This is a genomic window from Pseudarthrobacter raffinosi, from assembly GCF_023913835.1.
Lineage (GTDB): Bacteria > Actinomycetota > Actinomycetes > Actinomycetales > Micrococcaceae > Arthrobacter > Arthrobacter raffinosi.
The window spans coordinates 14,658-33,967 of sequence record NZ_JAMXBG010000005.1; the positions used below are offsets into that span (position 1 = coordinate 14,658).

Sequence of the window (19,310 nt, forward strand, 5' to 3'; positions counted from 1 at the left end):
GGAAGCGCCCCACAAGGCAAACGTTAGTCCTCGCGGGGCCGCTTGTGACCCCCTAAAACCTGGCGAATTTCCGGCGGCATAAGATAAATCTGATGACTTCGCCAGGAACCCCACAGCCGTTCAACTTCCGAAGCATCGCCATACCCGCGTTCGGACCGGCGCTGCTGTTCTGCATCGGCGAAGGCGCGGTCCTCCCGGTGGTGGTCCTCTCCGCCCGTGACCTCGGCGCCTCGGTGGCGGTCTCCGCTCTGATCGTCACGCTGATCGGGCTCGGCTCGTGGTTTTTCAACCTGCCGGCCTCCCTCATCACGCTCAAGTTCGGCGAACGCTGGTCCATCGTCGGCGCCGCGGCCGTGGGTGCCCTGGCGCTCGCGGCCGCCGCCATGTCTTCCATGATTCCCAACGGACTGTGGCTGCTCGCGGTGGCGATGGCCGTCGTCGGGATGGCCGCCAGCGTCTTCAGCCTGGCCCGGCAGAAGTACCTCACCGAGGCCGTGCCCGTCCAGTTCCGGGCGCGGGCGCTGTCGACGCTGGGCGGGGTCAGCCGGATCGGCGTCTTCATCGGGCCGTTCATAGGTGCCGGCGTGATGCAGTTCGCCGGGATCGCCGGAGCGTACTGGGTGGGGGTGGTGGGCATGGCGGCCGCCGCCGTTTTGGCGGTAACCATCCCGGACCTGGTGGTCCCGCCAGCGCCCGACGGCGGCCACAAGGGTCCGGAGCCGACGCTGCGGAATGTGGCGGTTTCGCATGCCCGCGTGTTCCTGACGCTGGGTGTGGGGGTCCTGCTGCTCAGCGCGCTGCGCGCGTCCCGCCAGGTGGTCATCCCGCTGTGGGCGGACCATCTGGGCATGGATCCGGCCCAGGCTTCCGTGATTTACGGACTGTCCGGGGCGATCGACATGCTGGTGTTTTACCCGGCCGGCAAGGTGATGGACCGCCGCGGCAGGCTGTTCGTGGCCATCCCGTCCACCATCATCATGGGCATCGCGATGCTGCTCATCCCTTTGTCTGCGTCCTTTGGCGGGCTGCTGCTGGCGTCGCTGCTTATCGGCTTCGGGAACGGCATCAGCTCCGGCCTGATCATGACCCTCGGTGCCGACTTCTCGCCCGACCGCGGCCGCGGCCAGTTCCTGGGGCTGTGGCGGTTCATCGCCGACGCAGGATCAACCGGCGGGCCCGTTTTGCTCTCCGGGGTCACGGCGCTGACCACCCTCGGTGCGGGAGTCTCGGCCACCGGTCTGCTGGGGTTTGCTGCAGCTGGTGTGTTTGCCGTTGTGCTTCCGCGGTTGCGGCACCGGCGGAACTACTGAACCGACATCCCGTCCACGGGGTGACCTTGCTGCAGCGCATCAGGGGCGAATCCGGGACGGTCCGGATGATCGCAGAGCAACTCGGCTGCTAATTGCAGATCAATGTCCGGGCGAGTGGCTGGCCGCTCCAGACATTGGTGGTTGAGGGGACTTTATACTTGGCGCGGATCTCGTAGATCCAGTTGCCCTTGCCGGCGCCGACGCTGACCTGGGTGGTGTAGGTTCGCTCCAGCGAGTTGCTCAGGTTGCCCGTGAACTGGACGGCACCGGCCGGGTTGCGGACCACCATCTCGTAGTAGTTCGCGTACTGCACGTTGCCCGTGCCCGTAATCGAGATGCTGACATGGTACATGCCACTGACCTTTGAGCAGCTGGCGGATGCCGGAAAGGACGCGGCGCTTGGCATCGGTATGGATGCCGTTGAGTAGCTCGTGGCCGCACCACCATTGCCGGTGAAGGCCGCGTCGGCGGCGGGGGCCAGGGTCAGGCCCAGAAGCAGGCACAGCGTCAGACCGGTGGCCGCCGCCGAACCTGCGCCAGGCCTACTCACTGGCGGCGGGTTCCGGATCCCTGCGCCAGATGGAGGCCAGCAGCCCGATCACCAGGACGGCCGGCGCCCCGTACATCATGGTGTTCAGGACAACCGGCTGGCGCAGGGTGCGGATGGCTTGGCCCACAGAGGGGACGGTCAGGACGTGCCGGTCAACAGTGGCGGCGTTGAAGGTGGCGGTCCAGGGATCCACGCCGGTGTTGGCGTCCCCCTTGGTGCGGACCGCAATCGTACCGGCCGCGTTGGCGAAGAGCTCCGTGACCCGGTGGGTCTCCACCCGGTGGTCTTCCACAGGGATGCTGTAGGTAATGACGTCGCCCACCCTGATCCCGTTGACCGGTGTGGGGACGGTGACGACCACATCGCCCGGGTTGATCAGCGGGGCCATGGACCCCGTGAGCATGGTGGACGTCTGGTAGCCAAAGACCCGCGGACCGACGGCTAGGAGCAGGAACGCTGCCACCGTCGCGACGAAAATCGCGGAGGTGAGGACGCTGACCGTCCTTCGCAGTACTGCCTTAAAGCGCGGTCGCTTGCCCGTCCGGACCCCAGCCCGGGGGCGCGCGGCGATGGTGGTCCCGGCGCCGCGCGGCGCCGCCGTCGGAATTTCAGTTACTGCGCTCATCACTACCAGCCCTAAGGGGAGTCCGGACGGGGGGTCAGGAGGTACTGCTTGGCGGCGCCGGCTTTCATGACACCGCCAAGTCTTGGGTTACCCGACCGCGGCGGTGCGCTGCGTGGCGTCGAACGTGAAGCCGATGGTGCTGGTCAGGCCCTGAAAGGTGTTATCCGCGCTGGTGGGCAGCGAGGTGGTGATCTTCAGGCGGTCGGACGAGCCCGCAGTCACTGATGCGAGGTTGGCCAGTGCCTTGCCGGTGCCGATGATGGAGCCCTTGGCGAGGACGGCGGTCTGCGTGCCGGAGCAGGTGTCCGGAGCGGCGGCAACCACGGTCCAGGCAACGTTGCACGCGTCGATGGCCACCTGCAGGCCGTTGGTTACGTCCGTTGTCAGCAGCGAGGAGACAGCGGCGTTGGTGGTCAGGGTTACCGTGTTCAGGGTCGAGTTGCCCGTGTTTTTCAGCGTGGCAAACTTTTCCACGGAATCGCCGGGCAGCAGGCCGGCTACGGCAACGTTAAGAGTGCCCGGATCCGTCAGGTCGATGTCGACGGTTCCTGCGGTCACCTGCTGGTCTACGGTGGTGGTGGTCCCCGTGAAGGCACCGTAGGTGCCCATGCCTGCAACGGCCGCGGCGGTGCCGACCAGAGCGACGGAAGCCAGAATCTTGCCTGAAGTGGTTTTCATGCTGATGCCCATGAGAATAAGTCCCTTTGTGACGGTTGCCCACCCCCAGGCGGGCCAGCCGCCCCCCAGCGGGCCGGCTGCCAATGCCTGGCTCACGTGGGCCGGCAAGAACTACTTTCTCCGATCCGACGCAACTTATGCCCGGGTATTTCCTCAAGATTTTGTCAAGGTTTCTTAACGTTTTCGCAGGTCAAGGGCAGAAAGTAATCCATTTGATGAACTAAAGCGTGGTCCGCCCGGCGTCAACGCACACCATGCTGCTCGCACTAAGGGTTGGCGGAACATCGAGCTCCACGGCCAGGGCAAGGAGCGTGCGGCTGAGGAAGTTTCGCGCGGTGGCCCCCAGAGTGATGTCCATGATCTCGCGGTCCGCGAAGCCGTGGTTGCGCACTTCCAGTGTGTCGGCGTCGGTCATTGCAGGATTGATCGCCATGGCCTTCGTCTGGGAGGTGACGTAACCGAGTGAGTGAGCGAGTGTCGTCGTCGTAAATTTCCACAGTCAGCCCCTTTGCCTCGGATTCCGACGTGGTTTTCAGGATCATGGCTACCCCTGTCAGGCTCGCAAGGCGGTTATCTGCCCATTCTGGCCCCGTGCCAAAACCCCCGCAACAGGTATGCCGATGACCCGGGCCCGGCCCGTTGCCAAAGGAACGCGAAAGGATCACAGTGAAGTCACATCGATGTATTGAGTGTGGAGGTCAGGGCGATGAGCACCACTTCAGATGACCTGTTTCCGGCAACTCCGGAGGCGGAGCCACACGAGCTGAAGCGGGTCCTGGGCCCCAAGCTCCTCCTGCTGTTCATCGTCGGCGACATCCTTGGCGCCGGCGTGTACGCGGTCACCGGAACCATGGCCGGGACAGTGGGTGGCATCGTGTGGCTGCCGTTCCTGCTCGCGTTCGTCGTCGCGACGCTGACCGCGTTTTCCTACCTTGAGCTCGTCACGCAGTACCCGCAGGCGGCAGGGGCGGCGCTCTATACGCACAAGGCGTTCGGCATCCACTTCGTCACGTTCCTGGTGGCATTCGCCGTGGTCTGCTCCGGCGTCACCAGCGCCTCCACCTCCGCGAACGTCCTCGCCCAGAATTTCTTCGGCGGCCTGAGGATCAACGGCTGGATGGAGATGCCGGCGCAGGGCGTGATCACCGCCGTGGCCATGGGCTTCATGGTCTTGCTGGCCGCGATCAACCTGCGGGGGGTGGGGGAGAGCGTGAAGTTTAACGTGGTCCTCACACTGGTGGAGGTAATCGCGCTGTCCATCGTGATCGGCGTCGGCTTCTACGTCATGACGCAGGGCACCGGGAACGTGGGCGAAATCTTCGTCTTCAACGATTACCAGGACAAGGGCCTGTTCCTGGCAGTCACAGCAGCGACCTCCATCGCCTTCTTTGCCATGGTGGGCTTTGAAGACTCGGTGAACATGGTGGAGGAGACCAAGCACCCCGAGAAGATTTTCCCGCGGACCATGCTGACCGGCCTGGGCATCGCAGTGCTCCTCTACATGCTGGTGGCCGTCTCCGTGGTCAGCGTGCTGTCGCCCACCGAGCTGGAGAACATCCGCGAGGCTGAAGGCGCCGCGCTGCTCGAAGTGGTGCACAAGGGCTCGCCGGACTTCCCCATCGACAGGGTCTTCCCGTTCCTCGCGGTGTTCGCCGTTGCCAACACGGCGCTGATCAACATGCTGATGGCGAGCCGGCTGATCTACGGCATGGCACGCCAGAACGTCCTGCCGCCTGCCCTGGGGAAGGTCCTGCCTGGCCGCCGCACCCCGTGGGCCGGCATCCTGTTCTCCACCGTCCTCGCGCTCGGGCTGATCTGGTACGTCACCAGCGACCCCAAGAGCAACATCGTGGCAAACCTTTCCGGCACCACGGCGTTCCTGCTGCTGTGCGTCTTCACCGTAGTGAACGTGGCCTGCCTGGTGCTCCGCCACAAGCGCGACCTCACCCGCAAGGTGTTCTTCACCTCGCCCGGGCAACTGCCGCTGCTCGCGGCTCTGCTGTGTGCCTTCCTCGCCGGGCCGTGGGTGGGCCGCAACGTCATCCAGTACCAGATCGCCGGGGGACTGATGGCGATCGGGGTGGTGCTCTGGTTTATCACCTGGCTGATCAATAGGCGGACGAACAGGGCGGAAAGCGAGCCGGTAGGGACCCAGAACATCGGCAAGGATGACGCTTAGGCGCCTATAACGGTGCCCGACGGCGGCTGGGCGCGGTCAGCGCCTTGGCGAGTCCCGCCGTCGTACTTTCCAGAGCGTCCGACGACGGCGGTGCTAGCCGATGATGGGGCGTTCCTCCGGCAGGCTGTAAAGGCGGGGCCGGGAGGACAAAGCCAGAGCGGACGCGACCGTCACTGTGCCGATTCTGCCGAGGAACATGAGGGCCATAAGCACCCATTCTGCCGACAGCGGGAGGTTATAGGTGATGCCGGTGCTCATCCCGACGGTGGCGAACGCGGAGATGGATTCGAACAGTACCTTCTCCAGGCTGTAGTCGGTCACCATCAGCAGCGCCAGCGTGCCGGCCACCACCGCGGCCACCCCGAGCAGCGCCACGGACAGGGCCTGGCGCTGGGACGAGGCGCTGATGGAACGGTGGGCAATGGTCACCTCGTCCCGGCCGCGGACCTCGTTCCAGATGGAGAAGCCGAGGACCAGGAACGTGGTGATCTTGATGCCGCCAGCGGTGCCGGCGCTGCCGCCGCCGATGAACATCAGGATGTTGGTGACCATGAGCGTTTCCGGTGACGCTAGGCCGTAGTCGATGCTGTTGAATCCGGCAGTGCGGGGGAAGACTCCGCCGGCCAGGGAACCCAGCAGCTTCCCGGTCAGGGACAGGCCGCCGAGTGTTTCGTCCCTGTTCCATTCGAACGCGGCGAAAAGCGTGACGCCAAGCACCAGGAGCAGCAGCGTGCCGTAGATGGTCAGTCGGAGGTGGACGCTCCAGTTCCGGGCCTTGACGTTTCCCCGGAGCAGCTGGATGATCACCGGGAAACCGAGGCCGCCTGCGATGATCGACAGGCAGATGGGGACGATGATCCAGGGATCCTCCGCGAAGCCGATGAGGTTGTCGCTGTAGAGCGCGAACCCGGCGTTGTTGAACGACGAGACGGCGTGGAACACACCGTGCCACAGCGCCGTGCCGGGGTTCTGGTCGTAGGCCAGCCAGAAGCGTCCGGTCAGCACCACGGCGGTGGCTGCTTCGATGCCCACCATGAGCCGGGCCACGCGGAGCAGCACGGCGCTGACGTCGCCCAGGTTGAGCGTGTGCGTTTCGGACTGCGCCACGAGCTGGCCGCGGAGGCCGATGCTTTTCCGGACCAGCAGGGCCAGGAGCGTCGCCAGTGTCATGATGCCGAACCCGCCCACCTGGATCAGTCCCAGAATCACGGTCTGCCCGAAAGGGGTCCAGTACGTGGCCGTGTCCACGGTGATCAGCCCGGTAACGCAGACAGCCGACACGGACGTGAACAGGGCGGCCATCAGGGGGTCGGCTCCGGGGTCGCTGCCGGTCCGGGCAACGGGCAGCATCAGCAGGGCTGCTCCCAGGATGATGACGGCCAGGAATGCCAGGGGCACCGACCGGACCGGGTGTGAGAGGGCCCGCCGGATGGCGCTCTCCTTGCGGGCCCTGGCCGATTTGGCTGTTTTGGCTGCCTTGCCTTTCCACCGCCCCGGGACGGGTCCCTTCACCCCGGCGGTGTCGCCACGTGCGGTCATCGGACTGCCCGTCAGCCTACGTGGATGCCGGGGCGGCGGGCGGGATCGGGCTCGTTTTCCCTGATGATCTCGCGGACCACGGGGGCGGTGTCTCCGCGTCCCAGCAACAGGTAGCGCATGAGGTGCGCCAGGGGATTGCCTTCTGCCCACTCGAAGTACGCGTGCGGCCGGACACCGGTGGCGTCGCGGAGGGCCAGCAGGATGGCGGCGATGGCGTTGGGTGCGGCCGGGCTTTCGGCGCGGAGAACGCGGTGTCCGTCCACTTCGATTCCGCGTACCTCAAGGACGTCGCTGAATCCCGAGGGGTCGGTGACGTCGATTTCCAGGAAGATCACGTCGGCGGTGCCGGGCACGGGGTTGTTCTCCCGCTGCTCGGCTTCCTTCTCACGGTATTCTGCGGCGTCGCGGGCCTGCGGGCGGTTCGCGATCAAGTTTATCCGCCCGTCAAAGTCCAGGGTGTCGGTGATGAAGCGGCGGGCTTCGTCGTCGAATTCGATGTTGTGGACCCGGAGTTCGGTGGTGCGGCTGACCCGGGAAACGAGTGAGACCACAATGATGCCCAGGATGAAGAAGCCGGATATTGCGAGGCCGTCCGGCTTGGCGATGACGTTGGCCCCCAGCGCATAGAGCAGGATCAGGGTCAGGATGGTGAAGCCGACGGCGGCGCGCCGCCTCTTGCTGCGGGCGGCGGAGATGCTGACCGCAACGGCGCCGGAAACCATCATGGCCAGGATGCCGGTGGCGTACGCGCCGGCCTGGGCGTTGACGTCGGCATTGAAACCGATGGTGATCAGGATGCTGATGGCGGTGTACACCAGCACCACCGGGCGCACGGCCCGGGACCAGTCCGGGGCCATGCCGTAGGACGGCAGGTAGCGGGGAACGATGTTGATCAGTCCGGCCATGGCCGAAGCGCCGGCGAACCACAGGATCAGGATGCTGCTGACGTCGTAGACGGAGCCGAAGCCGTTGCCCAGCAGTTCGTGGGCCAGGTAGGCCAGGGCGCGGCCGTTGGCCTCGCCGCCTGCCTGGAACGCTTCGGCGGGGATCAGCACGGTCGTCACGAAACTGCTGCCCAGGAGGTACACGCTCATGATCAGGGCGGCCGAGGTGAGGAGCTTGCGGGTGTTCCGGACGCGGGCGGCCAGGCGTTCCTCGGCGGTGGCGCCCTTCGCCGCGACCAGTGGCATCATGCTGACGCCGGTCTCGAAGCCGGACAGCCCCAGGACCAGCAGGGGGAAGGCGAGCAGGGCGGGTCCTGCGATGTCGCCGAAACCGGTTCCTGAGGAGGTGAGCGCAGCGGTCCAGTCAGCCATGGCACCCGGCTGGGTGACGGCGTCGTACAGTCCCACCCCGATGATGACGGCATTCAGCACCAGGAAGATGGCCACCAGGGGAATGGCGACGGCCACCGCTTCGGAGAAGCCGAGCAGGAACACGCCGCCCAGAATGAGCAGGAGGACCACGGTGATGGCAACCGCCTGGCCGTCGAGGAAGTGCGGCAGGTAGGGGTTCTCCAGCATGTGGACGGTGGCATCAGCGGCGGAGAGGGTGATGGTGATGATCCAGGACGTGGCGACGAAGCCGAGCAGGATGAGCACAAAGATCTTGCCGCGCCAGAACGGCAGGAGCTTTTCCAGCATGGCCACCGATCCCTGTCCGTGCGGGCTTTCGTGCGCCACCCTCCGGTACATCGGCAGCATGCCCAGCAGGGTCAGGCCGACGATCAGCAGGGTGGCCAGCGGGGAGAGCGCCCCGGCGGCGAGGGCGGCGATGCCGGGCAGGTAGGAGAGGGTGGAAAAGTAGTCCACCCCGGTGAGGCACATGACCTTCCACCAGCTCTGGGTGGGTGCGTGGTCCTCAGCAGTTTCCGGACCCACCGGCTGATGGACCGTGTGTTCCAGCAGCCACCGGGTGAGCCTGTTCCCGGGTCCGCCGTCGCGCTCCGGGTTGGGGACGCTGGCGGGAATGGAGAAGCGGGTGGGTGCAGTCAACGGGTTACTTTCTTTACCCCGCGCAGGCGGGATTGGGGTGAATAACCAACGGAGCGTAGCACCGCGCCAAGGGCCCTCAGCGGGGAAACCCGGGATCTTAACGCATCCTTAACGCCGCCGGCGCCTTCCTCTCCGAACGGCTTGAAGAGCTCCGCAAGGGAGGAAAGTGATATGGCAGCGAAATGGATCGAGCTGGTGACCGGCTCGCTCGAGCAGAAGAAGCAGTACAAGCAGGCCAAGGCGCGGCTGGATGCCCTGCCTGAGCCCTACCTCACCGTGGCGAAGGCCTTCAACCGGTACTTCATGTACTACGGCGGGGTCACCGAGGGGGACACCATGGTGCAGATGTTCTCGGACCTCGCGGACCTGTGGGAACGCGCCGCCATCGACGGCACGCCTGTGGGCGAGATCGTCGGCGAAGATCCCATCGAGTTCGCCGAGAGCTTCGCTCAGGCATACGGCGGAAAGCGGTGGATCGACAAGGAACGGGCCCGGCTCAACGAGGCGGTCGACAAAGCGAAGAGGGCGGAGTCATGACCAGGACCGGCGAACCGTGTGCAGAACATGGAGAAGTCCTACAAGGACCTGCACGTCCTGCGCGGCGTCGACTTCGAGGTGGCGGCTGGCAGCATCTTCGCGCTCCTCGGCTCCAACGGGGCGGGCAAGACCACCATGGTCAAAATCCTGTCGACGCTCCTCAAAGCAGATGCCGGCACGGCTACCGTGTATGGATTCGACGTCGCGACGGACGCCCTTCAGGTTCGGGAGTCCATCAGTCTGACCGGGCAGTTCGCCGCCGTCGACGAAATCCTCTCAGGCCGGGAGAGCCTGGTGCTGGTTGCCAGGTTGCGGCATCTGAAAGCCCCCGGCCAGGTGGTCGATGAGCTTTTGGCGCGCTTCAACCTCACCGATGCAGGCTCGCGGAAGGTGGCCACCTATTCCGGCGGCATGCGCCGTCGCCTGGACATCGCCATGAGCCTGCGCGAACGGCACGCTCGCCGAGCTGAAGCAACTCCTTCCACCGGCGAAGGTGGAATACGTCGAAAAGCAACCGAGCCTGGAGGATGTCTTCCTCGCACTTGTGGGGAACGACGGCAGGGTCGAGGCAAGTAAGGACAGGTCATGAGCACAAATTTCCTTGCAGACACCTCCGTGCTGCTGGGCCGCTCCATGCGTCACATCTTCCGCAGCGTTGACACCATCATCACCACCGCGATCACGCCGATCGCCCTCATGCTGCTGTTCGTGTACGTCTTCGGCGGCGCTATCAGCACGGGCACGGACAGCTACGTCAATTACCTGCTGCCGGGAATCATGCTGATCGCAATTGCGTCTGGCATTGCCTACACCGCCGTTCGGTTGTTCACCGATATGCAGAGCGGCATCTTCGAGCGATTCCAGTCCATGCCGATCGCACGATCATCCGTGCTGTGGGCCCATGTCCTGACGTCGCTGGTCGCCAACGGGCTCTCGCTCGTGATCATTGTGCTGGTGGCCCTCCTGATGGGGTTCCGCACCTCGGCAAGCCTCCTGGCCTGGCTCGCTGTGGCCGGAATCCTGGCGCTGTTCACCCTGGCACTCACCTGGCTGGCAATCATCGCCGGCCTGACAGCGAAGTCCGTGGACGGCGCCGGCGGATTCTCCTACCCGCTGATCTTCCTGCCGTTCATCAGCTCGGCCTTCGTCCCGACGGAAACCATGCCGGGTCCGGTCCGATGGTTCGCCGAGAACCAGCCCGTCACCTCGATCGTCAACACCATCCAGGACCTGTTTGCCCAGCAACCGGTGGGCAACGACATCTGGATCGCACTGGCCTGGTGCGTCGGTATCCTCGTACTCGCCTACGTGTTCGCCATGGCCGCCTACCGGCGCAGGATCATCTAAGGCGCCACCCCGCCGTCGTCCGCCGACCGCGGCTGGTGCGGTCAGCGCCTTGGCGCGTCCCGCCGTCGTGCGGCATATGCGAACAGCGACGTGGTGGCCACGGTGGCCAGGTACCCGGCGATCACGATGAGCGAGATTCCGGCCCAGAAGTAGTTGGTGGTGCTGTCATCCTGGAGCGGCCCCGGGGCGATCCTGGCCAGCGAATACACGGCCACCCCCGCGGAAGCCAGCCCGATCACCACCGGCAGCGTGAGCCAGATCTTTGCCGAGCCCACGTGACTGTCGAAGCCGTCCCACACGTTCCACGCCGCGCCGTTCCGGATGATCAGCCAGCCGGCGGGGATCATAAACGCGCCCACCAGGAGGAAGGCCGCGACGACGTCGGCCGGGCGGTGCCACTGGTTGATCAGGGTGGAGACTCCCGAGGCGATGGCGAAGGTGCCGCCCACAAAACCGGCCAGCGGACGCCACCGCGGCGAGGCCATCAGGAACACCGCCGCCGCAGCCGACGCCGCCAGCGCGGTGTGACCGGACGGCAGCGAGTTCAACTCGAGCGTCACCACACCCTTGTCCGGGCGGGCGGGCAGCACTTCCTTAAGGACCTGCGTGGCGATATTCGCGCCGATGCACGCGGTGACTGCAATCCCGGCAGCAGACCACCGCCGTCGGATCACCGTGACAAACAGGACCACGACGGCGGCCACCACCAGCGAAATGGTGGGCAGCCAGTCCAGGAACTCGGTGGCTGCCTTGCCCGCCGGCCCGTGGATGTCCACGGCTTCAACCAGCGCGGATTCATCGATGACCTGGCCCGTGGTGGTCTGGACGAAGTAGTAATACGTGGAGATCAGGCCGATGACGCAGGCGAGCCAGGCGAACGCGAACATAAAGCCGGAGCCCGGGGAGGGTCGGGCCGGGGTCCGCGGTGGTGCCTGGCGTGGAATGGTCATCGGCTAAGGGTGTCACAGAAAACTGGGAGGACCCGCAGGGCTGCCTCGCGGCCGGCACCCAAGTAGGTAGCGCCATCTGTCGTTTTGCGGGGTCTAAACGACAGATAGCGCTACCTAGTTGGGCGGGGTCGCGGCAACCCGAATGTGACACTTGACACGTGTTAGGTCGGCGCCATAAGCTACCTCACACGTGTTAGGAAGGAAATTGATATGACCGGTGCCACAACTGGCCCTCTGCGTGAATTCTCGCGCCGGACCGCCCTGGGTGCCCTGGGAGCAGGAATTGTGGGAGCAACGGTGGCATCGTGGCCCCGGCTCTCCGGATCCGATATTCCCGGGCGGGGCGACAACAGCCTCAGCATTGCCATCATGGGGACAGCCGCCGATGCCGCAGCGCGCCAGCGCGCCATCGACGCGTTCACCCGACTCCACCCGGACATCCGGGTCAAGGTCCAGGCCATCCAGGCCGTGGACTGGAAAGACTTCTTCACCAAGATCCTCACCATGGTGGCCGCCGGCACCCCGCCCGACGTCGTCTACGTCGCCACTGAAGGCGCGCAGCTCTTCGCGGACAAGCTGGCCCATCCGCTGGACGAATACCTGCGCCGCGATGCCGCGGACATGGCCGAGTTCTTCGCCGACGTCCACCCCAGCCTGGTGGAGGCCTTTATGTACAAGGGCAGCCTGTTCCAACTCCCCATGGACTGGAACGCCGCCAACATGTACTACAACACCACCGCCTTCGCGCAGGCGGGGCTGGACCGTCCTGCGGACGACTGGACCCACGTGGACTTCCGCAACAGCCTCGCCGCGATGCGCAAGGCCCGGCCGTCGGACTTCACCCCGTACTACTGGACCAACCGGCTCTTCGGCGGCGTGGTGCCCTGGCTCTACGCCAACGACACCAGCTTCCTGAAGGAGACCCGGTCCACCGGCGGGGACTGGCTCTGGGACTCCTTCTACGCCAACGATCCCTCCCGCAACCTGCGCTCCGGCGGCTACCAGTGGCTGGAACCCAACGCCGATGACCCGCGCGTCTTCGAGACCTTCGACTACCTCCGCGGCCTGGTCAAGGACGGCCTCGGCGTCCGGCCCGAGGAAGGCGGCGGCAGTTCCCTGGTGGGGCTCTTCGCCTCCAACCGGATCGGCACCACGCCGGCCGGCGGCTACTGGGTCCAGGGCCTCCACGAGGCCGGCATGAAGGAGAACGACTACGACGTCCAGTTCTTCCCCAAGTGGCGGAGCCAGCGGCACCAGTTCGGCACGGCCGGCTACGCCATCATGAAAACCGCCAAGGACAAGGACGCCGCCTGGGAGTGGATCAAGTTCAGTGCCAGCCGCGAGGCCATGGAGCTGATTTTCCCCAACCCGATAACCACCCCGGCCCGCCGCTCCATGGTCAACGAGGCGCTGTACGCGGGTAAGGGCCCGGCGCATTGGAAGGTCTTCTACGACACGCTGGACAAGTACCCCACGACAGGCCCCATCCCGGCGCCGCCCCAGCAGGCCGCCGTCGAAACGGCCCTGATGAAGAACGTTTCGCTGGCCGTCAGCGGCGATGAGCGCCAGCTCAAGCAGGCCCTCGAGTCCATGCAGCGCGATCTTGAACGGGCCCTGAGGAGGCAGTCATGAGCACCACCATCCCTCGCCGGGAGCGGCCAAAGCAGGCCGTCAAGCCGGCTCCGCCCGGGGGCGCGCCCGCCGCTTCCCAGACCGCGTCCGGACGGCACAGCCAGCGCTGGCTGGCCTGGATCTTCCTGGCCCCCACCATCCTGGGCATGGGCCTGTTCACGCTGGTGCCCATCGCGGCGTCGGTGGTCCTGGCGTTCTTCCGCTGGGACATCATCTCCGCCCCGACGTTCGTGGGCTTCGACAACTTCGCCGAAGTGGTCCAGGATCCCACGGTCCGGGTGTCCTTCCTGAACACCATTGTGTTTGTGATTGTGGCGGTGGCATTCCAGCTCGGCCTGGCCTTGGCGCTGGCCGTGATGGTGCAGGAGAAGATGCCGTCCTGGCTGCGGACCTTCTTCCGCTCGGCGTTCTTCTTCCCGCTGATCCTCTCCGCCGCCTCCGTGTCCATCTTTATGCGGTACCTCTTCAACGAGCAGTTCGGCGTGGTCAACTGGTTCCTGTCCCTCGCCGGCATCCCCGCGGTGCCGTGGCTGACCACCCCCGGCGGGTCCGCCGCCGTCGTCATCCTGGTCTACGTGTGGCAGAACTTCGGGTTCTCCTTCCTGCTGTTCATCGGCGGGCTGGCGTCGATCCCCGTGGAAACCTATGAGGCGGCCGCGCTGGACGGCGCCACCGGCTGGCGCAAGCACGTCTACGTCACCCTGCCGCTGCTCAGCCCCACCACCCTGCTGGCGTCCGTGATGGCCATCATCAGCGCCCTCCAGGTGTTCGACCAGCCGTACGTCCTGACCCGCGGCGGGCCCGGGGACTCCACCCGCACCGCCGTGATGGTGATCTTCGAATCCGCGTTCCAGCGCCTGGAATTCGGCGAGGCTTCGGCCATCGGCGTGATCCTGACCCTGATCATCATGGCCATCACCGCCGCGCAGTTCCGGCTCAGCAAACCATTCGTCTTCTACCAGTAAGGCCCGCCATGACTACCACTACAGAGCGTGTATCCACCCGCACCCCTGCCGTGCCTGCCCGGTCCCGGCGGAAGCCGAACTGGAACCTGGTCCTCCGCATTGTCCTGCTGATGATCGCGGCCGTCCTGACCCTGGGCCCGGTGATGTGGACCCTGTCCACCTCGCTGCGGTCGCCGTCGGAATCGTTCAAGCTGCCGCCGTCGTTCTTCCCCTGGAATCCGGACTTCACGTCCTACGCGCAGGTCTTCCAGCAGCTGGACATCGTCCTCCTGGTGCTGAACAGCGCCCTGGTCACCGGACTCATCGCCGTGGGGCAGATGGTCACCGCCGCGATGGCCGGCTACGCCTTCGCCAACCTGAAGTTCCGCGGCCGCGGGGCCCTGTTCTCCATCGTGCTGGCCACAATGATGGTGCCGGTGCAGGTGACCATCGTGCCGGTGTTTATGCTGATCCGAGGCATGGGGCTCTCGGACACCCTCCTGGCGCTGATCCTGCCGGCCATCCCGACGGCGTTCGGCACCTTCCTGATGCGGCAGTACTTCATGGGGCTGCCCACCGACCTCGCGGAAGCGGCGTCGATCGACGGCGCATCGCCATGGCGGACCTTCCGCTCGGTCTACGCCCCGCTGGCCATTCCGGGGATGGCGATCGTGGGCATCCTGGCCTTCAATTTCCACTGGAACGAGTTCTTCCGGCCGCTCATCATGACCATCTCAGAACAGAACTTCACCCTGCCGCTGGGCCTCGTCTCCCTCCAGGGCAACCTGGGCACCGGGAGCATCTCCGTAGTGCTGGCCGGCGTGGTCCTGTCCATGATCCCCGCCCTGGTGGTCTTCATCTTCGGCCAGCGCGCGCTGCAGGACGGCCTCACCGCCGGCAGCGGCAAATAATCCCAACTTCTGAGAGGCTTACTTCCATGTCATCCCCGGACCTCGCCGCCGCCGACTTCGCCCGCCTGGCCGCCGCCCACCCCGACCCAGCGTTCCCGCACTTCCACCCCCGCCCCGCCCAGGGCTGGATCAACGACCCCAACGGCATCAGCCACCTCAACGGCCGGTACCACGTCTTCTTCCAGTACAACCCCGCGTCCGCCCGGCACCACAAGATCGCGTGGGGCCACATCAGCTCCGCGGACCTGGTCCGCTGGGAGGAACACCCCGTGGCGCTGCGCCCGCAGGACGGCGGGCCGGACGAGTACGGCTGCTGGACCGGTGTGGTGACGGACGACGGCGGTGTCCCCACCGCCGCGTACTCCGGTGTCCGCGGCGACGGCGGCCACTCGCAGGTGGTCATCTCCCGCGGTTCGGCGGACCTTGTTTCCTGGACCCAGGATGGGCACGTCGCGGCGTCCATGCCGGCCGACCCCATGGTCACGGCCGTCCGCGACCCCTTCATCTTCCGATTCAACGGCAAGCGCTACGCCATGCAGGGCGCGGGTCTGGCCTCCGGCCACGCGGCGCTCCTGCTCTACACGGTGGAGGACCTGGCTGACTGGAAGTACCAGGGCATCTGGCTCACGTCGGAAAACCCGGTCGCAGCTGCCCGGACGCCGGCCGAGATCTGGGAGTGCCCGCAGCTGGTGCGCGTGCCGTCCGTGTCCTCCGCTGAATCCCTTGAATCCGGGTCCGGCAGCGACGCTTCTTCCGACGACGCGTGGGTCATGATGTTCTCCCTGTGGCTGTCCGGCGATGACCACGAGCACGCCAACGGCGTTGGCCACCTCATCGGCTCCCTGGCCGAGGACCCCGCCACCGGGCTGCCGGTATTTTCCCCGGAGACCGGCGGAAAGTCCGACCTGGGCCGCGACTTCTACGCGCCGCAGATCGTGCAGCTGCAGGACGGTGCCGGCGCCGGCGCTCCCGGTGATCCTGTTTCTTCCTCTGCCCTTGCTGCCCTCGCGGAGCCCAAGGGCCTGCTGTGGGGCTGGGCCAATGAAGGACCGGGACGGGACGGCCGCCGGGGCCGCAGCCAGGCCGAGATCGACGCCGCGGGCTGGGCCGGTGTGCTCACGCACCCGCGCCTGCTGTCCGTGGTGGACGGTTCCCTGGCCGTGGCACCGGCGCCGGAGGTGGATGCCTACCGCGGAGCGCAGCTGGCTGCGCAGGCTGCCGGGAGCGTTGAGCTGCCGGCGTATGCCGAGGCTGTGGTGACCGCCCGCTCCGGTGGGCCGGGCGCGCTGGCCGCGGACGACGTCGTCGAACTTTCCCTGGTGGCCGATGGTTCAACCGAGGCGGGGCAAGTGGTCTTCAGCGGGCCTCTGGCTGCGGGGGAGGAGCTGCGGGTGTTTGTGGACGCGTCGCTGGTGGAGGTGTACCGGAGCGGTTCGGTGGCCACCACGCTGCGCGCCTATCCGGCGCCCGGCGAGCGGTGGGTGCTGCGGCTTCCCGAGGCCGCGGCTGCGGACGTCTGGCAGCTGGCACAGCCTAAGTAGCCTGAATAGCGCCGGGTTCCTAAAGGACTCCGGCACTGTTCGCCGGGCCGGGGTCGGTGCCGGGGGTCAGACCTGGCCGGCGGGGACCGTGCCGGTTGACTCGCGCACCACGAGCCGGCACGGGACCAGCGTCTGGGCTGGCACGTCGTGTCCGGCCGGGGCGCCGCCGTCATTGTCGTTGTCCTCCGGTTCCTCCGACAGTTCCCGGAGGAGCCCGGTCATGGCAGCGGCCCCCATCTCCCGCAGCGGGAGGGCCATTGTGGTGAGCGCCGGGACCATGGTGGAGGCGATGCGGAATTCGTCGTCGTACCCCATGATCGAGAGGTCCTGCGGGATGGCCAGGCCCAGCCGGTTGGCCGCGAGCACCACGCCGATGGCCAGGCGGTCGTTCGCGCACACGATCGCGGTGGGCCGGTCCGGCGCAGCCACGCCGTCCAGGAGCTTCATGGCGCCATGGAACCCGGCATCGATGTCCCAGCCAGCTTCGAGGATCCGGGCCGGCCGCACCGGCAACCCGGCGGCCTCAAAGGCATCCCGATGGCCCTGGATCCGGCGCGGCGCGGCGGGCGTGAGGCCGTCACCGGCGAGGAACGCGATGTCCCGGTGGCCAAGCTCCAGCAGATGCGTTGCCGCCTCCCGGCCGCCGCGGACCTCATCCGGAATGACGGCCGGAACGCCTGCCTCGGGACGGTCATCGAAGCAGTTGGCCAGCACCGACGGCACGCGCAGCATGTTGAGCGGGACGTGCAGGGGGCGCAGGCCCACGGTGACGTACATCAGCCCGTCCACCTGGCGGTCCAGCAGCGTTGCCACCGCACTTTCGTCACGGGTCTCGTCCAGCTCCGTATCCATCACCACGGTGACAAAACCCTGGGACCTGGCCACGGCGTCCGCGCCGGCGATGATATTGCCGTCGAACGGGCTGGTGACCACCTGGTCCGAGACGATCCCGATGATCCGCGACCGGCGGTTGCGCAGGCTCACGGCAATGGCGTTGGGCGTGTAGTTCAGCGTGGCCGCCGCTTCCCGGATCCGGACCTGGCTCTCCTTGGCCACATTCCCGTCGCCGCGCCCGTTCAGGACCAGCGACACCGCGCTGCGGGAAACTCCGGCGAGCTTGGCGACGTCGAGCGCTGTGGCTTTGCGGTTCATGCTGGGTTTCCTCCCGCGTACGGTATTTCCTGCAGTCTACCTAACGCGTGTGAGGTGTGCCCGGACGCGGGGGGCGCTTTCCCCCAACTGAGTAGCGCTATCTGTCGTTTTGAGGGGTCAAAACGACAGATAGCGCTACCTACTTGGGCCGGGGCGGGTTCGGGAGGTGCGCTTCAGGCAGGCGCGGCAGGCTGGCCGCCGCGACCAGCAATGCCAGGGCCCCGAGGCCAAATGGCAGGGCGGTGAGGGTGGCGATGCCGCCCACCAGCAGCGGCCCGCCAGCGTCACCGAGTTCCCGGCCAAGTTCTGCCGAACCCATGGTCCGGCCCATCCGCTCCGGCGGCGTGGTGTCGGCCAGATGCGCGAAGCCGAGCGGCGTGGCCAGGCCGACGCCCGCGCCAATGGCTGCCGCGGCAATGAACAGCGTGACCGGACCCGGGGTGAGGGCGATGAGTGCGACGCCCGCGGCGGTAAGGAGGAGTCCCGCCGTCGTCCCTTTGTTATCGCTGATGCGGTGCGCGTCCCGCAGCCTGCCGATCCAGGGCTGGGTGAGCACCGACGTGATGGCCAGGACACTGACCGCGGCCGTGCCGGCAACCGGGCCAAGGCCGTGTCGCGTGGCGAGAGCGGGAATGAATCCGATCGCCGCGCCGAGCGCCCCGGTCGAGGCCGCCAGCACCAGCGTGGGCACCAGGAAGCGCCGCTCGGTGACCTGGCGGGCGAGATCGAGCACGGTGTAACGCTGCCGGGGGAGCGGCGCCAGGTGCGGAACAGACACCAGCACCCACACGGCGGTGGCCGCCGCCAGCACCGAGAGCGCGCCGAACAGCAGGGCAAACCCGCCCGCCAGGATCAGTCCCGCCCCCAGCAGCGGACCGATGACGTACCCCAGGCTTTTCCACGAACCATACCGGCCGAAGTAGGTCCCGGCCTTCGTCCCCGCCGCCAGCCGCGCAACCATCGCGGACGACGCCGGCGAGAACGCCGAAGCCGCCGCGCCCTGCCCCAGCCGCGCGAGTCCAAGCATCAGCGGATCCGCCGCCCAGAGGCCGATCAGCGACAGCACCGCGAAGGCCAGGAGGCCGCCGACGATGACAGGCTTGGTTCCGATCCGGTCGCTCAGGGCGCCGAAGACCGGCTTGAGGAAGACCTCGGAAACGTCATAGAGGGCCAGCAGGATGCCCAGGTTGAGCAGCGTCAGGCCGATGTTCTCGCTCTGCGCGCCCATGCCAGCGGCGATGCTGTGGGCGCCGAACGCGGTGACGAAGCCGGCCGCGTACAGGGGAACGGTGGACGCCCGGGCGTTGACCACCTGTGCCGCGGCGCTCACGCGCGCACTTCGAGACAGGGCGCCTGCTTTAGGGAAATCACACCGCAAAGCGTAACAACAGCCGAACTGAGGAGCGCCAAGTGTCGTAATG

Annotated in this window: 17 protein-coding genes and 1 pseudogene; 9 read left to right on the forward strand and 9 right to left on the reverse strand. The window is 66.6% G+C overall.

The features are described 5' to 3' along the window. The first annotated feature begins 92 nt into the window (after window positions 1–92). Complete coding sequence (locus NG697_RS06335; RefSeq protein ID WP_252613804.1) at window positions 93–1,310, forward strand: MFS transporter; 1,218 nt, start codon at window positions 93–95, stop codon at window positions 1,308–1,310. Window positions 1,311–1,398: 88 nt separating this feature from the next. Here the strand turns inward: NG697_RS06335 and NG697_RS06340 are convergent, their stop codons facing one another. From NG697_RS06340 to NG697_RS06355, 4 genes are all read right to left on the reverse strand, one after another. Further along, complete coding sequence (locus NG697_RS06340) at window positions 1,399–1,860, reverse strand: hypothetical protein (protein ID WP_252598569.1); 462 nt, start codon at window positions 1,858–1,860, stop codon at window positions 1,399–1,401. Further along, on the reverse strand, window positions 1,853–2,485 hold the full coding sequence (locus tag NG697_RS06345; RefSeq protein ID WP_252613806.1) for a signal peptidase I: 633 nt from the start codon (window positions 2,483–2,485) through the stop codon (window positions 1,853–1,855). The genes NG697_RS06340 and NG697_RS06345 overlap by 8 nt, the downstream gene beginning before the upstream one ends. A gap of 87 nt (window positions 2,486–2,572) precedes the next feature. Continuing rightward, window positions 2,573–3,163 carry a TasA family protein gene (locus NG697_RS06350; RefSeq protein WP_252613807.1) on the reverse strand — a complete coding sequence of 197 codons (591 nt, stop codon included), beginning with the start codon at window positions 3,161–3,163 and terminating at the stop codon, window positions 2,573–2,575. A 220-nt stretch (window positions 3,164–3,383) separates the two neighbouring features. Beyond that, entirely contained in the window at window positions 3,384–3,596 is a 213-nt protein-coding gene (locus tag NG697_RS06355; protein WP_252613808.1) for a carboxymuconolactone decarboxylase family protein, read from the reverse strand. 273 nt (window positions 3,597–3,869) lie between these two features. On the opposite strand from NG697_RS06355, the gene NG697_RS06360 reads away from it, so the two are divergent. Next, the gene (locus NG697_RS06360; RefSeq protein WP_252613810.1) at window positions 3,870–5,342 is read left to right on the forward strand and encodes an APC family permease; all 1,473 of its coding nucleotides are present in this window, start codon (window positions 3,870–3,872) and stop codon (window positions 5,340–5,342) included. A gap of 93 nt (window positions 5,343–5,435) precedes the next feature. On the opposite strand, the gene NG697_RS06365 is transcribed toward NG697_RS06360, so the two are convergent. Next, window positions 5,436–6,881: a TrkH family potassium uptake protein gene (locus NG697_RS06365; RefSeq protein ID WP_252608339.1), complete on the reverse strand. Its 1,446-nt coding sequence runs from the start codon at window positions 6,879–6,881 to the stop codon at window positions 5,436–5,438. Between the two features lie 11 nt (window positions 6,882–6,892). After that, the gene (locus NG697_RS06370) at window positions 6,893–8,875 is read right to left on the reverse strand and encodes an APC family permease (protein ID WP_252613812.1); all 1,983 of its coding nucleotides are present in this window, start codon (window positions 8,873–8,875) and stop codon (window positions 6,893–6,895) included. A gap of 171 nt (window positions 8,876–9,046) precedes the next feature. Here NG697_RS06370 and NG697_RS06375 point away from each other — a divergent pair, with 171 nt between their 5' ends. From NG697_RS06375 to NG697_RS06385, 3 genes and pseudogenes are all read left to right on the forward strand, one after another. After that, window positions 9,047–9,412, forward strand: a complete 366-nt coding sequence (locus NG697_RS06375; RefSeq protein WP_252613813.1) for a DUF1048 domain-containing protein — start codon at window positions 9,047–9,049, stop codon at window positions 9,410–9,412. Window positions 9,413–9,439: 27 nt separating this feature from the next. Beyond that, window positions 9,440–10,001: pseudogene (locus NG697_RS06380) on the forward strand (ATP-binding cassette domain-containing protein). Next, complete coding sequence (locus NG697_RS06385; protein ID WP_252598561.1) at window positions 9,998–10,759, forward strand: ABC transporter permease; 762 nt, start codon at window positions 9,998–10,000, stop codon at window positions 10,757–10,759. The pseudogene NG697_RS06380 and the gene NG697_RS06385 overlap by 4 nt, the downstream one beginning before the upstream one ends. A gap of 41 nt (window positions 10,760–10,800) precedes the next feature. Here the strand turns inward: NG697_RS06385 and NG697_RS06390 are convergent, their stop codons facing one another. Continuing rightward, window positions 10,801–11,709 carry a phosphatase PAP2 family protein gene (locus NG697_RS06390; RefSeq protein WP_252613820.1) on the reverse strand — a complete coding sequence of 303 codons (909 nt, stop codon included), beginning with the start codon at window positions 11,707–11,709 and terminating at the stop codon, window positions 10,801–10,803. A gap of 210 nt (window positions 11,710–11,919) precedes the next feature. Here NG697_RS06390 and NG697_RS06395 point away from each other — a divergent pair, with 210 nt between their 5' ends. From NG697_RS06395 to NG697_RS06410, 4 genes are read left to right on the forward strand one after another with little or no spacing between them, the layout of a single operon-like run. Continuing rightward, on the forward strand, window positions 11,920–13,341 hold the full coding sequence (locus tag NG697_RS06395) for an extracellular solute-binding protein (RefSeq protein ID WP_252613822.1): 1,422 nt from the start codon (window positions 11,920–11,922) through the stop codon (window positions 13,339–13,341). Further along, on the forward strand, window positions 13,338–14,306 hold the full coding sequence (locus NG697_RS06400) for a carbohydrate ABC transporter permease (RefSeq protein ID WP_252613823.1): 969 nt from the start codon (window positions 13,338–13,340) through the stop codon (window positions 14,304–14,306). The genes NG697_RS06395 and NG697_RS06400 overlap by 4 nt, the downstream gene beginning before the upstream one ends. A gap of 8 nt (window positions 14,307–14,314) precedes the next feature. Then, window positions 14,315–15,196: a carbohydrate ABC transporter permease gene (locus NG697_RS06405; RefSeq protein WP_252608355.1), complete on the forward strand. Its 882-nt coding sequence runs from the start codon at window positions 14,315–14,317 to the stop codon at window positions 15,194–15,196. A 26-nt stretch (window positions 15,197–15,222) separates the two neighbouring features. Further along, window positions 15,223–16,737, forward strand: a complete 1,515-nt coding sequence (locus NG697_RS06410) for a glycoside hydrolase family 32 protein (protein ID WP_252608357.1) — start codon at window positions 15,223–15,225, stop codon at window positions 16,735–16,737. A 66-nt stretch (window positions 16,738–16,803) separates the two neighbouring features. Here NG697_RS06410 and NG697_RS06415 read toward each other — a convergent pair whose 3' ends face one another. Both NG697_RS06415 and NG697_RS06420 read right to left on the reverse strand, forming a co-directional pair. Further along, a complete protein-coding gene (locus tag NG697_RS06415) occupies window positions 16,804–17,889 on the reverse strand; it encodes a LacI family DNA-binding transcriptional regulator (RefSeq protein WP_252608358.1) in 1,086 nt (361 codons plus the stop codon). A 139-nt stretch (window positions 17,890–18,028) separates the two neighbouring features. Then, window positions 18,029–19,219 carry an MFS transporter gene (locus NG697_RS06420; RefSeq protein WP_252598554.1) on the reverse strand — a complete coding sequence of 397 codons (1,191 nt, stop codon included), beginning with the start codon at window positions 19,217–19,219 and terminating at the stop codon, window positions 18,029–18,031. Between the last annotated feature and the right edge of the window lie 91 nt (window positions 19,220–19,310).

What these genes read in the sequence shown, in the direction of transcription:
- NG697_RS06375 (WP_252613813.1), top strand. Translation starts at nt 9,047, where the DNA reads ATGGCAGCGAAATGGATCGAGCTGGTGACCGGCTCGCTCGAGCAGAAG.
- NG697_RS06395 (WP_252613822.1), top strand. Translation starts at nt 11,920, where the DNA reads ATGACCGGTGCCACAACTGGCCCTCTGCGTGAATTCTCGCGCCGGACC.
- NG697_RS06360 (WP_252613810.1), top strand. Translation starts at nt 3,870, where the DNA reads ATGAGCACCACTTCAGATGACCTGTTTCCGGCAACTCCGGAGGCGGAG.
- NG697_RS06355 (WP_252613808.1), bottom strand. Translation starts at nt 3,596, where the DNA reads ATGGCGATCAATCCTGCAATGACCGACGCCGACACACTGGAAGTGCGC.
- NG697_RS06405 (WP_252608355.1), top strand. Translation starts at nt 14,315, where the DNA reads ATGACTACCACTACAGAGCGTGTATCCACCCGCACCCCTGCCGTGCCT.
- NG697_RS06390 (WP_252613820.1), bottom strand. Translation starts at nt 11,709, where the DNA reads ATGACCATTCCACGCCAGGCACCACCGCGGACCCCGGCCCGACCCTCC.
- NG697_RS06335 (WP_252613804.1), top strand. Translation starts at nt 93, where the DNA reads ATGACTTCGCCAGGAACCCCACAGCCGTTCAACTTCCGAAGCATCGCC.
- NG697_RS06365 (WP_252608339.1), bottom strand. Translation starts at nt 6,881, where the DNA reads ATGACCGCACGTGGCGACACCGCCGGGGTGAAGGGACCCGTCCCGGGG.
- NG697_RS06385 (WP_252598561.1), top strand. Translation starts at nt 9,998, where the DNA reads ATGAGCACAAATTTCCTTGCAGACACCTCCGTGCTGCTGGGCCGCTCC.
- NG697_RS06410 (WP_252608357.1), top strand. Translation starts at nt 15,223, where the DNA reads ATGTCATCCCCGGACCTCGCCGCCGCCGACTTCGCCCGCCTGGCCGCC.
- NG697_RS06345 (WP_252613806.1), bottom strand. Translation starts at nt 2,485, where the DNA reads ATGAGCGCAGTAACTGAAATTCCGACGGCGGCGCCGCGCGGCGCCGGG.
- NG697_RS06415 (WP_252608358.1), bottom strand. Translation starts at nt 17,889, where the DNA reads ATGAACCGCAAAGCCACAGCGCTCGACGTCGCCAAGCTCGCCGGAGTT.
- NG697_RS06350 (WP_252613807.1), bottom strand. Translation starts at nt 3,163, where the DNA reads ATGAAAACCACTTCAGGCAAGATTCTGGCTTCCGTCGCTCTGGTCGGC.
- NG697_RS06400 (WP_252613823.1), top strand. Translation starts at nt 13,338, where the DNA reads ATGAGCACCACCATCCCTCGCCGGGAGCGGCCAAAGCAGGCCGTCAAG.